At 70.9% G+C, this 13,277-nt stretch carries 11 protein-coding genes and 2 pseudogenes; 6 read left to right on the top strand and 7 right to left on the bottom strand.

Features of this window, described 5'->3' with window-relative positions:
• Positions 1-196: 196 nt before the first annotated feature.
• Entirely contained in the window at positions 197-1,840 is a 1,644-nt protein-coding gene (locus tag AB0N06_RS04140) for an ATP-binding protein (RefSeq protein ID WP_366133195.1), read from the top strand.
• On the opposite strand, the gene AB0N06_RS04135 is transcribed toward AB0N06_RS04140, so the two are convergent.
• Complete coding sequence (locus tag AB0N06_RS04135; protein ID WP_359109529.1) at positions 1,826-2,533, bottom strand: response regulator transcription factor; 708 nt, start codon at positions 2,531-2,533, stop codon at positions 1,826-1,828. The genes AB0N06_RS04140 and AB0N06_RS04135 overlap by 15 nt on opposite strands.
• Positions 2,534-3,152: 619 nt before the next feature.
• On the opposite strand from AB0N06_RS04135, the pseudogene AB0N06_RS04130 reads away from it, so the two are divergent.
• Both AB0N06_RS04130 and AB0N06_RS04125 read left to right on the top strand, forming a co-directional pair.
• Positions 3,153-3,386, top strand: a pseudogene (locus AB0N06_RS04130) (protein kinase); the annotation flags it as partial.
• A gap of 335 nt (positions 3,387-3,721) precedes the next feature.
• On the top strand, positions 3,722-4,318 hold the full coding sequence (locus AB0N06_RS04125; RefSeq protein WP_366133194.1) for a plasmid pRiA4b ORF-3 family protein: 597 nt from the start codon (positions 3,722-3,724) through the stop codon (positions 4,316-4,318).
• A 58-nt stretch (positions 4,319-4,376) separates the two neighbouring features.
• Here AB0N06_RS04125 and AB0N06_RS04120 read toward each other — a convergent pair whose 3' ends face one another.
• From AB0N06_RS04120 to AB0N06_RS04110, 3 genes are all read right to left on the bottom strand, one after another.
• Entirely contained in the window at positions 4,377-5,582 is a 1,206-nt protein-coding gene (locus AB0N06_RS04120; protein ID WP_366133193.1) for a VWA-like domain-containing protein, read from the bottom strand.
• A 143-nt stretch (positions 5,583-5,725) separates the two neighbouring features.
• On the bottom strand, positions 5,726-7,039 hold the full coding sequence (locus AB0N06_RS04115; protein WP_366133192.1) for a MoxR family ATPase: 1,314 nt from the start codon (positions 7,037-7,039) through the stop codon (positions 5,726-5,728).
• A gap of 140 nt (positions 7,040-7,179) precedes the next feature.
• Complete coding sequence (locus AB0N06_RS04110) at positions 7,180-8,688, bottom strand: hypothetical protein (protein WP_366133191.1); 1,509 nt, start codon at positions 8,686-8,688, stop codon at positions 7,180-7,182.
• Between the two features lie 209 nt (positions 8,689-8,897).
• Between AB0N06_RS04110 and AB0N06_RS04105 the strand changes: the two genes are divergently transcribed.
• On the top strand, positions 8,898-9,053 hold the full coding sequence (locus AB0N06_RS04105; RefSeq protein ID WP_366133214.1) for a hypothetical protein: 156 nt from the start codon (positions 8,898-8,900) through the stop codon (positions 9,051-9,053).
• Between the two features lie 36 nt (positions 9,054-9,089).
• Here the strand turns inward: AB0N06_RS04105 and AB0N06_RS04100 are convergent.
• Positions 9,090-9,191: pseudogene (locus tag AB0N06_RS04100) on the bottom strand (alpha/beta hydrolase); the annotation flags it as partial.
• 510 nt (positions 9,192-9,701) lie between these two features.
• Here AB0N06_RS04100 and AB0N06_RS04095 point away from each other — a divergent pair.
• Positions 9,702-10,469: a calcium-binding protein gene (locus AB0N06_RS04095; RefSeq protein WP_366133190.1), complete on the top strand. Its 768-nt coding sequence runs from the start codon at positions 9,702-9,704 to the stop codon at positions 10,467-10,469.
• Between the two features lie 513 nt (positions 10,470-10,982).
• Here AB0N06_RS04095 and AB0N06_RS04090 read toward each other — a convergent pair.
• On the bottom strand, positions 10,983-12,110 hold the full coding sequence (locus AB0N06_RS04090; RefSeq protein ID WP_366133189.1) for a hypothetical protein: 1,128 nt from the start codon (positions 12,108-12,110) through the stop codon (positions 10,983-10,985).
• 105 nt (positions 12,111-12,215) lie between these two features.
• Here AB0N06_RS04090 and AB0N06_RS04085 point away from each other — a divergent pair, with 105 nt between their 5' ends.
• The gene (locus tag AB0N06_RS04085; RefSeq protein WP_366133188.1) at positions 12,216-12,392 is read left to right on the top strand and encodes a hypothetical protein; all 177 of its coding nucleotides are present in this window, start codon (positions 12,216-12,218) and stop codon (positions 12,390-12,392) included.
• A gap of 63 nt (positions 12,393-12,455) precedes the next feature.
• Here the strand turns inward: AB0N06_RS04085 and AB0N06_RS04080 are convergent, their stop codons facing one another.
• On the bottom strand, positions 12,456-13,271 hold the full coding sequence (locus AB0N06_RS04080; protein WP_366133187.1) for an AraC family transcriptional regulator: 816 nt from the start codon (positions 13,269-13,271) through the stop codon (positions 12,456-12,458).
• Positions 13,272-13,277 lie beyond the last annotated feature (6 nt).

Raw genomic sequence — 13,277 nt, 5'->3', positions numbered from 1 at the left:
TTTCCTTCCATTGGGGACCGGAATTGACTTCAGGGCGGAATCGGACATTCCTGCGGCGTACCGGCCGAATCGGCGCTCTTGCCGAGCAGGCCCGAGCCGCACGCCGAAATATCCCGTCATCCCGCACTTGGGGAAACCCGACCGAAGGAGCCCCGTTGAGCGCACGCGTCCCGACAGCCAGGACAAGGGGAACGCGATGAGCTTCCGGCTGCGGGTCCTGGGCCTGCTCATGCTGGTCGCCCTGACCGCCACCGCCTCCACCGCCTGGCTCACCCTGCGTCAGGCGAACCGTCAGGTCCAGGAGACCGTCAGCGCCGGACAGCGGGAGGTCTCCCTGATCACCGGTGAACTCCGCACGTACGGATTCGCGCACGGCACCTGGGACGGGCTTGCACCGACGGTGGGCGAACTCGCCGAGGCCACCGGGCAGCGCATCCGGGTCGTGACCGAGACCGGCGCCCCGCTCGCCGACTCCGACGCCCTCGCGGGCCGCGGGCCCCGCCCACTGAGCAGCCGGCCCCCGGTACTGGTCGACGCGCGGCCCGTCCTGCGGTTCCCCGACGGGCAGACACCCCGGCTCTCGGTCAAGCTGGCGGCCACCGCGATCGCCAACTACCGCTCCTCGGCCGCGTACGCTGCCTGCCTGACCCGGGTGGGCGCCGAGGTGACCGCCCGGCAGGACGACCTGGGCATTCCCCGGATCAGCACGGATGGCCGGCCCGCGCACTGCACAGAGCCGCCCCGCGGGGCCGACCCGCACACCCCGCAGGATCTCGACGCGCTCCGCGCCTGCGACTCCGCACAGCCCCTCACCCCCTGCCTCCAGCGGGTCTTCAACGAGCGGACCGCCTCCGTCGCCCCGCCCCGCCTGGAAATCCACCTCGGCTACCGGAACGAGTCCCCGCCCAGCCTCGCCGCCGCACCCACCGTCGCCGTCGCGATCGGAGTCGCCCTCGCAACCGTCCTCGGCGCGTTGCTCCTGAGCCGGGCGGTCCTTCGCCCGGTCCGGGCCATGACGCACGCCGCCAAGGGGCTCGGTGAGGGCGATCTGGGGCGACGCGTCCCCGTCTCCGGGCGGGACGAGATCGCACAGCTCGGCCGCGCCTTCAACCGCATGGCCGACTCCATCCAGGCCGGCGAGGAGCGCCAGCGCCGCCTCACCGGGGACATCGCGCACGAGCTGCGCACCCCGCTGGCCAACCTGCGCGGCTATCTGGAAGCCCTGCGGGACGGGATCGTCGAACCGACGCCCGACCTGCTCGACTCCCTCCACGAGGAGGCGCTGCTCCAACAACGGATCGTGGACGACCTGCAGGACCTGGCCCTGGCCGAGGCCGGGGCGCTCACGTACCACCGCCGCGAGGTCGATCTGCGCGAGCTGCTCGACGCCGGCCGCACCGCCCATCGTGCCCAGGCCGAGACGGCGGGCGTCGCGGTGGAGCTGGAGGCGCCGTGCCAGGTGTACGTGACCGCCGACCCGGACCGGCTGCGCCAGGTCGTCGGCAACCTCATCGGAAACGCGCTGCACGCCACGGGGCCCGGTGGCACGGTGACCCTGGCTCTGATCCGGCGCGGCGAGCAGGCCGTCGTAGAAGTCCGGGACACCGGCAAAGGGATATCGGCACAGGACCTGCCGCATCTCTTCGACCGCTTCTGGCGGGCGGATCCGTCACGGGGGCGGGCGACCGGCGGCAGCGGGCTGGGGCTGTCCATCGCGCGTCAGATCGTCACCGACCACGACGGGGGGATCGACGTGCACAGCACGGTCGGGCTCGGTACGACGTTCACGATCACCCTGCCCGCGGCTTCGGGCCATGGCGGCAGGTCAGGAGGAGGCTGAGCCGCCACCGTCCGCGAGGCGGTAGCCCCGCCCGTAAACCGTCTCCAGATGGCGGGGCCGCCTCGGGTCCGTCTCCAGCTTCCGTCGAAGGTTCATCACGTGCGCGTCGACGGTCCGCTCCAGGACATCCCGGTCGAAACCGAAGACGCGCTCGATGATCTGCGCCCGGGTGAAGACCCGGCCCGGTTCACGGGCCAGCGTCTCCAGGACCGCGAACTCCTTCGCGGTCAGTGCCACCGGCCGCCCCGCCACCCGGACTTCGAAGCGTGCCATGTCCAGCTCCACCTCGCCCACCCGCAGCACGGCGGGCTCCACCGCGCTGCCGCCCCTCTTGGACCTGCGCAGCAACGCCCGTACCCGTGCGGTCAGTTCGCGCGGACTGTACGGCTTGGTGAGGTAGTCATCGGCGCCGAGGTCGAGGCCGAGAAGCATGTCCTCCTCGGTCGAGCGCGCGGTGAGCAGCAGAATCGGAACATCCGATTCGGTACGTAGGATGCGGCACACATCCAGTCCGTCGACCAGGGGCAGCATCACATCGAGAACGATAAGATCCGGCTGCACCGAACGGGCCCGTTCCAGCGCCGCACGACCGTCGGCCACGACCTGCACCGCGTGGCTTTCGCGCTCCAGATAGATCCGGATCAGTCGAGACTGCTTTTCGTCATCTTCCGCGACCAGAATTCGAGCGTTCAACAACTCTCCCCCAGCAAGGCCCGCACACTCCAGTACCGTAATACAGGAATGGACGAGGATCCGGGCCCGCAGGCGAGTTCCGCATCCGGCGTGGGGCCGGAGACGTCAACTGACGGCTGTGCGCGGCGACTTCTACATCCCCGGTGACCGTGAACGCCTCGGCGGCGGAAGGGACGTCCACGGCAATGCCGTCACGAGCCGACCCCGGCGCCGGTCGTCACCAGCAGGGGGGAATCGCAGTGAACGCACCTACGTCAGCCGCTTGGGCGTCCGGCGGGACCGTCGACGGTCGGTATCGGGTGATCGGTGAGCTCGGCCGGGGCGGAATGGGCATCGTGCATCGGGTCCGGCATCTCGCCTGGGGCATCGACATGGCGGTGAAGAGCTCGCGGCCCGAGCTGTTCCGCCGCCCCGGCGATCAGGAGTTGTTCGTCAGGGAAGCCGAGGCGCGGGTGCCCCTCGGGCTGCATCCGAACGTCTGCGCCTGCCACTACGTGCGGGTGATCGTCTGCGCCTGCCACTACGTGCGGGTGATCGTCTGCGCCTGCCACTACGTGCGGGTGATCGATGGTGTCCCGCGCGTGTTCGCCGAGTACGTCGAGGGCGGCAGCCTCGCCGAGTGGATCGGCGAGGGCCAGCTCTATGCCGGGACGCTCGGCAGGTCCTCGCCCGTGTACTCGAAACGGCGGTCCAAGCGGCCCGCGGGCTTGAGCACGCCCATCGCAGAGATCTGGTGCACCAGGACGTGAAACCGGCCAACGTGCTGCTCGACGGCGCGGGCGCCGCGAAGATCACCGACTTCGGCCTCGCCCGGTCCAAGGCCGCCGTGGCCCCGGCGGGCCTCGAAACGGCGCCGGGGGTCAGCGTGTTGGTGCCGTCGGGCGGCATGACGGTCGCCTACGCCTCCCCGGAGCAGCGTGCGCACACGCCGACATGCGCGCGGTCCAGGGGCCCATACGGTGAGAGGGCAATCCGCCGACGCACTGGGAACGAGCTTGCGGCGCGGTTTGGCGGCGGTCAGGACGTTCGCCGAGCGCTGGCCCTTGATCTCCTCGACGCGGGAGAAATCGTCCAGGAGGCTGTTGTTCAGCCAGCGTTGCCACAGCTGAGGAATGGTCAGGTGCGGTGGCCGGGTCAGCGCGGCCCGTCCGCGCGTGGTCGGCACACCGTCGGCGCACCCGGCTTCGCTTGCAGCGGCTGTACGCGAACACTGCCCCGGTACCACTCAGTGACCTGTACGAGGTGGTGTGGCAAGCGGTCAGCCCGCTGTACGTGCTCGACAACCTGTCCCCCGACCGTCTGGGGCATCTGCGCACCGTCAACGACCACGCCGTCCAACGGGTCCTGAAGGCCCTCGCCTCCTTGGGCGTTGTCCATCTCACGGAGGAACACGCCGAGTTGACGGCGGACGGATGCACCGGGACAGCCCGGATGCGCGGCGAGCCCGAGCCCGGCGACGCGGTGTTGCGGATCCTCGTCGAGCTCGCCGACGTGGACGATTTCCGGGTCTGGCGGCAGCTGCTGGTGCCCGCCTCGATCCGCCTGGACCGGCTTCACTCCGTGATCCAGGCCGCGATGGGCTGGGAGAACTGCCATATGCACGCGTTCACCATCTACGGCGTCCAGTACGGCCGTTCCGGCGGTGAAATCGGATTCCGCGACAAGCGCACCGCCACACTGGCCGCCCTGCTCAAACCGGGCGGCGCTGACGCAGCGCCGTCTCGGCCACGGCAGCGTCGGCCTCAGGAGTCTCCGAGGATCGAGCTGACAAGGATCGGCCAATGAGCAGTCAGGTACCCGCACGAACAGCGTCCCGGTCGTGGTGCCGCGCCACTGCGCTTTCTCAGCTGATGGTGACGACGCGGGCCCAGTGCGGCGGGGTGTCCGGGACGTAGTCGGGATTTTCCTCGTCCACTGCGCTCGCTGGGCGGGGGAAGAGACCGACGACGGTGCGGCAGGGTGGCTGCGCGGAGGGCCAGGGCGTCTGACCATCCGTCAGAGCGACGATCACGTCCGGGCGGGGCCGGGAGCGGAGCGCCCGGGCGAAACCGGAGCGCAGATCTGTTCCCCCGCCGCCGACCAGTTCGATGTTCTCGGCGCGGCAGAGCGGAACGGCGACCCCGGCCGCCGCGTCGCAGGAGATCACCGATACCAGGTCGCGCCGCCCGCCCACCGCTCGCGAGATCGCCGCCACCTCCAGCAGCGCGCTGCCCAGCTCGGCGTCGCTCACCGACCCTGAGGTGTCGATCACGACGCAGACCCGGGGCGGCATACGGCGCAGGCTCGGCAGCAGCACCCCGGGAACAGCGGCCGATCGGCGGGACGGACGCCGGTAGCTGTGGTCCTCGCCCACTCCCGACGCACCCGCCGCGGAGCGGACCGCCGCCCCCAGCAACTGCCGCCACGGCTGCGGTGGATGGAACGCCTCGTCCGCCCACCGGCGCCATCCCTCCGGAGCGTCGCCCGGCCGGCCCTTGATCCCCTCGGCGACCCGGAAGCGGACCGCGTCCCGCTGCTGCCTGCTCAGCCCGTATGCCCCGTCGAGCCCCAGCTCCCACGGCCGGTCCTGCCCGTCGGCACCACTTCCGCAGTCCAGCCAGGCCAGGTCAGCGCCGAGCCCGGACATCGATGCCGTCCGCAGGTACTCCTCCATCAGCAGCCCGTCGGGCAGCCGCAGCAGCGACGGCAGCACCGCCCCGGCAGGCAGGGGCAGACCGTCACCGTAGATGTCGTCGTTGATCTCGAAGTCGGCCGCGATGTTCCGCCGCAGCCGCTCGCCGGGCCCGTGCTCCTCGTGCTCCCGCGCATACCGCTCGCTGCGCCCGTGGTGGTCTCGGAGCAGGTGGGAGATCTCGTGCACCCAGACGCCCGCCAGCTCCTCCACTGGGGTGCGCACCACGTAGCCGGGGGAGACGTAGCAGCGCCAGTGCGCGTCCACCGCCATCGTCGGCACTGAACGGTCCTCCATCACGTGCAGCGCGAAGAGTGCGCCGGCCAGGTAGGGACGGACCTTCACCGCATGCAGCCGAGCGGCCAGCAACTTCTCCATGTCCAGGGGGAGTCCGGGCCGGCCGTACGGCCCACCGGAGCCAGCCGGCAGCCTCGGCACGATGGCCCGCACCGGGCGCGGCGGCGAGGGCCGGGACATCGGGCGCGGCACTGGGTGCGGGCCTGGGCGCTCCGCGGCCCCCGTCATCGGCGCGCCCCCGTCGTACGCTCGGCGTCGGCCATCGCCGCGGCCCGCCCCACCGACTGGTCCGCCAGCCGGGCGAGACCGATCACCCCGGCCAGCCGCTCCACCTCCTCCGGCACCTCCCAGTCGTCGCGCCGCAGCGCGGCCAGCGCCGTCGCCGGGGCGACCAGCAGGTCCGGGACGCCGGTCTCCAGTGCCCGGACCAGCACCGCCCAGGCCGCCTCCCACCGCGCCCGCTGCGGCCGCGCCCCTACGGCGGCCACCACCGCTTCCAGCGCGGCCTGCCGTAGATCGCCCCGCGCCGGCAGCTCGGCGGAGGCCGGATCGGCCAGCAACGACTCCGGGTCCGGCAGTTCCATCCGGTCCAGATGGGCGAGGAGTTCGAGCCCTGGCCCGTCCCCCACCGCGCCCCTCACCAGCAGCGCCAGCACCTCCCGGGAGACGGAGGCCGCCGTGCCGAAGGCCAGGAGGGTCAACGCGGCCTCCCAGCTCCGGGGCGAGGGCCAAGCACCGCCGCGCCGCGTCTCGGTGCTCGGCAGCCGGTGGATCAGCGTCGGCCGGGCTTGCAAGAAACCGCAGACTGCGCGCCGGGCGTAAGCCACCGCCTCTGGCAGCCGCTCCGGCACCAGCCGGGGAAGCTCCGCCCGGGGCCAGACCCCGCCCAGCCCGCGCACCACCACCTCCCGGTCGTGCACCCAGTACAGATGCACGAACCGGTTCGCCAGCGGCGGGCTCAGCTCCCACCCGTCCGCCGCCGACGCGCGCGGATTGGCGGCGGCCACGATCCGTACTCCCGACGGCAGTTGCAGCGCACCAACCCTCCGTTCCAGGACAACCCGGAGCAGCGCGGCCTGGACGGCCGGGGTGGCGGTGGAGAGTTCGTCCAGGAAAAGCAACCCCCGCCCGGCCCGGACGAGTTCCACGGCCCACTGCGGCGGCGCCATGGGCACCCCCTGCACCGTCGGGTCGTCGCCGACGATGGGCAGCCCGGAGAAGTCGGTCGGCTCGTGGACACTGGCGATCACGGTCGTCAGCGGCAGGTTGAGGGATGCGGCGAGCTGCGTCAGGGCCGCGGTCTTGCCGATGCCCGGCTCGCCCCACAACAGCACGGGTAGATCGGCCGCGACAGCCAGGGTGAGCGCTTCGAGCTGCTCGTCGGGGCGCGGCTCGGTGGTGGTCGTCCGCAGCAGGGCCAGGAGGTCATCGGCGAGGGCGAGGTGGGCGCCGGTTCCGGTTCCGGATGCGTCGGCGGGGGTGGGTACGGGCGCACCGACGGCCGGGAGCGGGGCGGGCAGGAGGGTACTGGAGGTCATGGGCATCACCTGGGGTGGAATGAGGGAACGGAACGGGACGGTGCGTCCCAAAGGTGGTGGGGTTGTGCGGCGCGGAACGCGCAGTGCGAGCGCGAGACGTAGGTGGGGCAGCCGGTCAGACGATCGCCCGGTAATCAGGGTCAGGTCAGGCCGGTACGGGGCCGTGCCCGGCTGCTCCGCTTGAGGCGCATTGCGGCAGGCGTACGGCGATCGAGCCGGAGCCGGTGGCCCGGCTCCGCGTGCCCCAAGCCTGAGGCGTTCCCGCCCCCGACCGCACCGGCAGCGGGGTGCACGGCGACCAGCCCCGAGCGGAAAAGTCCGTGGTCGATGCGGCGAGCCGCAGCCGACTCCAGCTCCTCCCGGAGCGGCCCGTCGCGCAGGACCGCACCGGGACCGAGCAACCCCTCGACCACGTTCAGCGCCCCGGTGACGTCACCGTGGCCGAGCCGCTCCCGGACCGCGGGCAGTGCCTCGGGTTCGCGGTGCACCGCGTCGATCGCCTGCAAGCAGGGCAGCGAGGGCCCGCCGAGCGCCACCAGCAGCTCCTCCCGGCGCAGTTGTGCCGGGGCGTGATCGATCGCCGTCAGTGCCCCGTCCCGCAGCGCGATCCGGTGGACCTCGCCCCGGCACTCCACCCGGTGCGGGTCGCCGGGCTGGGGGGCGGTGCCGGCCGCAGGTCCCGAACCTGCCGCCGGCACCGAGGCAGCCACCGCCAATGCTGCGGCGACGAGCGGATGCAGCCGATCGGACACGACCAGCCCGGCCCGCAGCAACTCCAGATCCGGAAGGACCCTGGCCGCCGCCTCTGGCAGCACCGGAAGCGCTGCGACCTCCTGCGGCGGCAGCGCCTCCCGGAGCGGCCGAAACGTCGGGGCATGACTGTCGTCGGGAGCGACGAGTTCGAGCACGGCGCGGCTCCGCGTACCGAGCCGCACGGTGAAGGCCCCGCGAGGGCGACCCTCGGCTCCCAGCAGCAGCTCGGCCTCGGGGGCCCACCGTGCCGACGCCCACGAGCAGTCGTGGACGGCGGACCGATCGGGCAGGTCCGGCACGTCCGGCCGGGCGAGCGTGTAGGGCCGGACGGGCGGCGCCAGGAACGGCGCCCCGCCCGCACCGCACCGCCACGCCAGTTCGCCGCACCGCCCGGAGTCCCAGAGATGCCGGTGCAGGTCGAGCCGGAAACGCCGGTCGGGATGCGGGTGCGGATGGTGCCTCGGAGCGCCGATCCCGGACTGCTCCCACAGAGCCAGGGACATCCGCTGTCCGGCGTCCGCCCAGGCCGGCGGTGTCCGCACCACTAGCTGCAACGGCGTGGCTCCGGAACTCCGGTAACGGCTCAGGGAGATGGTCAGGCCGGGCCGGAGCCATCCGTCGGGGGCGATCCGGGGCATGTGCCAGCGAAGCAGATCCGGCGCCAGCCGACGCAGATCCGCACGAAGGTGGGTGACGAGCTCGGTGCCGTGGCGGTCGCGCACGGCGCGCAGATCGAGATCGGTGTCGACCCGGGCGGCGGCGCAGGCACCCGCCCAGTCACCGACCGCACGCCGTGCGGTCGCGGTCTCGATCATGGACGGCGGCACGGCGTACTCGCGCACGCGCTGCCACATCAACTGGTGGGCCGGAATCGTGTTCGCGAAGTGATGTGCCATCAGCACTCACCTTGCGCGAACGATTCCCCCGATCCGTACGAGGAGTTGTTTTTCATCCTCGGCATCATAAGCACCGTGATGAGGATCTGTCAGTCCCCCCTCGACCGTCCATCACCCTTCCTCGACGCACGCCGCAACGCCCGGAGTGGCGCGGCGCGTACCGCCTCGCCGCCCGTTACGGACCGTGCGGAGGCCTCTGACAGCGTCGGGTGCTCGCCCGTGAGCTGGCCGAGGATCTGATCCACGGCACCGAGACCGTTCTGCGCAGCGCCACCGCGCAGAACCCGAACCTGGAGGACGACGAGGATGCCATGCGCCGCTGCGCCATCCCCGAAACCGTCATGCACCACCTGCTGAACCGGTAGCCGGGACGCATGTCGGTGCCCACCGCTATGTTCGGGGCCGGCGAACTCGGCCATCGCGCGAGAAGGGGCACCCAGATCGACCTCTCCGGCGAGTAGGAGCACCGGCGAAGCGAACCGGGCGAGCGCGGCACGGGTGGCCACAGCTCCGCAGACCAGCCTTGAGAAGCTGCTGGCGCGGCTCCTCGATCGCAAGCCAATGTCCACCAGCCGCTGCTCGAAGGTGACTTGAGCCTCGACGAGAACGACCTGACTGTCGATCTTGAAGCCCAGGGGACGGTCGGCACATCGACCTTGAGGTCGACTTCACTGGCATCGAAACAAAGAAGCAGATCCTGCGCTTTCGCCGGCATGGCCCTGGTGCGCCGGGGCCAACCGTGAGTCGGTCTGGGTAGTGACAGCACGCTCGTCCCCCACGTGCCGTGGCCAGCCGCAAGGGCGACCGCTCACGCGGAAGCGGTGTTCCGTGCAGGCCGGTGCTGTCACGGCGGTGGCGGCAGCTTCAGCCGATCGTCGTCTTCCCACGGGCCCGCGGCACAGCGGCTGAGCTCTCCACGGTCAGGACGCCGTCTGCCGTCGTACAACCAACCGCGGCTGTCGCAGGTCTTCCACGCACCCGGACAAGATCCGGCTCAGCGTTTTGGGAGACACATGCGCATTCGTTCCACCGCGGTCGCCGCCGTCGGCGCTCTGGGGCTGCTCTCGTTCCTGACGCCCTCCGCGCATGCCGACACCCATAAGGGCGACACCGTCTTCACGTCACTGTCCTTCAGCAAGAAGACCGTCAACGTCGGGGTCAGTGCGGCGCAGACGCTGACCGTCACGGCCGTCGCCCAGGACAGGTCCGGGATCAATGACATCTACGGTCCCAAGCTGGTCAGCCCCGACAATCGGATCATCCACGCAGGCTCCGCCGACTGCACCCGGCCCACATCCACCACCAGGAAGTGCGTCTTCAAGTTCACCCTGGACGCCGACCGCACGGACTACTACGACCTCAAGAACAGTTCGGCCGGCACCTGGCACTTCACTGCCGAGGCCGCCGCCAAGGACGGTGACTTCTACGACCTCGAGGACAGCGCACCGGTCAAGGTGAAGCGCTACGCCAAGCTCGCCAGCACTCAAGCCTCCCCCGAGCCGGTCGCCAAGGGCCGTACGCTCACCGTGACCGGAACGCTCACCCGGGCCAACTGGGACACCAACGCCTACGCCGGATACAGCGGCCAGGCCGTGGCCCTTCAGTACAAAAAATCCGGCTCCTCCACCTACACCACGGTCAAGAAGGTGACCACCGACAGCAGCGGCAAGCTCAAGGCGACGGTCACCGCGAACTCCGCCGGCACGTGGCGCTGGGCGTTCGCCGGCACAAGCACGACGAGCACCGCAACCGCCTACGGAGACAGCGTCGCCCTGAAGTAGGCCGTCGACGCCCTGGCCCTGTCCCCAGAACACCCGTAGGACAGGGCTCGCGGGCGCGCAGAAACACCCTGCTGCGAACGACGGTGTCCTCGCAGGGCCCATCAGCGACACGTTCAGAGCTTCACGTTCGGCCCGGTACCTCGACGGTGAAGTCAACGACACAGGCCAGGACGCAGCCGTTCGCTCCTGCCCGGGTGCCGGCGACGGTCAGGCCCTGATGCTTTTGCGCGTAACACCGTGTCCGGCCGGTCGTTGCACCGGCCGGACACGCCGGTTCCAGAGAGGGCGAGCGTCATGCCGACGGTCGTCTCGGACGCCCGCGTCCCGGAGAAGCCGCTTCCAGACACGGAAGCCGGGGTTCGGACTCAACGGCCCGCCGATCGGCGAGGCGAAGACGTAGCCTTTGCCCTCCCCGTCGGCGCCGGCCGCGACCCGTCTCGCTCCTGGGCTCCCTGGTGCAGGCGTTTCACGGCGCGCAGCAGGGTCGGCCCGGTGCGTGTGCGGGTTCGTGGATCACTTAAGGACGTTGAGGAAGTTGGTGGCGTCGTTGACGAAGTACACGGCGTCACGGTCCAGGTCCACCGCCAGGCCGAACAACGCACCCGCGCCGGGCGGGGAGCCACTCTTGTCGAGTTGCCGGAAGGCCACTTGGCGGCCCCTGGGTGTGGTCTCGACGATGTTGCCGTCACCGCTGTTGACGGTCAGGATGTGGCCGTTGGGGGCGATGGCGAGGCCGAGGGGGCCGTTGAGCTTGCAGTCGCTGCTGACGACCCGGCCAGTGCCGGCGCTGGATTTCCGGGTCAGCGCGCGCGGGATGACGGTGATGCGGTTCTTGACCGTGTCGGCGACATAGAGCGAGCCGTCCTTGGCGAGGCCGACTCCGGTCGGGCCGATCACCAGGGCGGCGGGGTCGGTCTTCTGGGCGAAGCCCGAGCCGATCGTGGTGGTCTTCACCCGCTTCGGCGGCTGGTTGCCATGACGCTTGAGGGTGATGCGCAGGACGGTGCCCCGGTCCACCTCGTCACCGCCGCCGGCCACGGTGCCGTTGAGCACGTTGGTGACAAACAGGTCGGTACGGTCGCCGCGGCTCGTGGCGGTCATGTCCCACGGTCCGTTGATGCCGCCTCCGGCGAGCGTCCTGCGGACCCTGCCGTGGCTGTCCAGCACCAGCAGGCAGCCTGCCTGGGCGGTTGCGGAGCTGCCGTCGGTGGTCGGCAGACTGCCGACCACCACCCACCCGCCGGGCAGGATGCTCAGGGCGGTGGTGAGCCCCACACCGCCGGGGCATGGGCCGGGCAGATGGTCCGGGTCGATCTGGGCGAACAGCTTGGCGGTGCCGCGCGGGCTGATCTGGACCAGGGTGGTGTCCGTGCCCTGCTGGTTCTGGCTGTTGTTGAAGTTGCTGACCAGCACGTTGCCTTTGTGGAGCTTCCCGGCGTCGCGCGGGACCACGGCCGTGCCATAGGGGTTCACGTCGCCGTTCGCAGGGACCGTGGAGGAGATCTCGCGCACGGTGTGCAGGCGGCCGAGGAACGTCCCGCCGGCTGCGGCAGTACCTGCCGCAGCCGTTACTCCGATGGCCACGGCGGCTGTCAGCGCGGACAGCCCTCGCACCATTGGTGACAGAAAGTTAGTTCTCATGAGCGCTACGTTAAGTGTGATGATGAGATTCAGTGAATCCGGACATGTGCTGTCCTCGGGGATTTCGCTCCACTGGTCGCTGAAGCCCGCACAAGTGCAGCATGCTTGCCCGCCGCCCTCACTGCGGACTGCCCGATCCTGCGGACCAGAAAGCGCCGGTGCCGTGCCAGACGGAACACCGGGAGCCTGGCCCACACCACCGCCCCCGAAATCGCCGCCGTGATCCTCAACACCACCGACCACATCGCCACCACCGCCCAAGGCGGGCGCATGGTCGTCTGACGGTCCGGGCCTTCGTCTTGCCGCCGCGCCCCGGGCATCGCTGTCGCCCCGGGATACCCGCGGTCAGGGGGCGGGAGCCAGAAGCCGTCGCAGGGTGGTCGGTGTGTGGCCGAGGTACTGGCGCATGGTCCGGGTGAGGTGAGCCTGGTCGGCGTAGCCGAGATCGGCGGCGAGGTTACTGAGGCTGGTCTCGCCGGCCTCCAGGCGGTCGAGGGCGCGGCCGATGCGAACGCGGTGGCGGTAGCGAGTCACCGAGACGCCGAGTTGACGCGGAAACGCCCGGCTCAAGCGGTACGGGGAGACACGGAGCGAATCGGCCAGCGCGAACAGCGTGTCCGCGGCCGGGTCTCCTTCGGCGATCGCCTCACGGGCGGCCGCCACGAGACTCCGATCGCGCTCGAGTGACGCATTTCCGAGCGGAGTCGGTCCGGCGGCAGTGCGGCCGATCGCCGTCGACAGCAGGCCCAGCAGCTCCTCGGCGACCGCGTAGTCGGTGTCGTCCGAGCGGGCCGCAACGAGGAGACGCCGGTGGGCCAGGTCGAGCCTCGGGTCGGTGCAGAGCGTCCGCACAGTCGGTCCCGCGCTGTCCCCGGCCAGGGAACGCCACAGCTGCGGCGTCACGCTGATCGATGTGCAGACGTCGCCCCCGGCGGGGTGAGCGAAGCTCTCCTCCTCGCCCGGAACGCCCACGTAGGCCAGGGTCGTGTCGATGTCGGTGGGAACGCCGGCGGCCATCCTGCGGAACCGCCCGCGGCGCACGAGCACCACCCGGTAGTCGGCACGTACCTCCGGCGCCGACCAGCTGGTGTGGTCGGCGCGGCAGGACACCGCGCTGATGCCGAAGTCGGGGCGCGTGGCGACAGGAACGGCGGTGAGCACCCTTCG

Source organism: Streptomyces sp. NPDC051020 (assembly GCF_040683105.1).
Taxonomy (GTDB): domain Bacteria; phylum Actinomycetota; class Actinomycetes; order Streptomycetales; family Streptomycetaceae; genus Streptomyces.
The sequence above is the reverse complement of the archived record's forward strand: the minus strand, read 5'-3'. Positions and strand labels throughout refer to the sequence as shown.

Bases quoted from the DNA above. Each gene is read 5' to 3' on its own strand.
- AB0N06_RS04095 (WP_366133190.1), top strand. From the start codon at position 9,702: ATGCGCATTCGTTCCACCGCGGTCGCCGCCGTCGGCGCTCTGGGGCTG.
- AB0N06_RS04110 (WP_366133191.1), bottom strand. From the start codon at position 8,688: ATGGCACATCACTTCGCGAACACGATTCCGGCCCACCAGTTGATGTGG.
- AB0N06_RS04090 (WP_366133189.1), bottom strand. From the start codon at position 12,110: ATGAGAACTAACTTTCTGTCACCAATGGTGCGAGGGCTGTCCGCGCTG.
- AB0N06_RS04120 (WP_366133193.1), bottom strand. From the start codon at position 5,582: ATGGAGAAGTTGCTGGCCGCTCGGCTGCATGCGGTGAAGGTCCGTCCC.
- AB0N06_RS04140 (WP_366133195.1), top strand. From the start codon at position 197: ATGAGCTTCCGGCTGCGGGTCCTGGGCCTGCTCATGCTGGTCGCCCTG.
- AB0N06_RS04115 (WP_366133192.1), bottom strand. From the start codon at position 7,039: ATGACCTCCAGTACCCTCCTGCCCGCCCCGCTCCCGGCCGTCGGTGCG.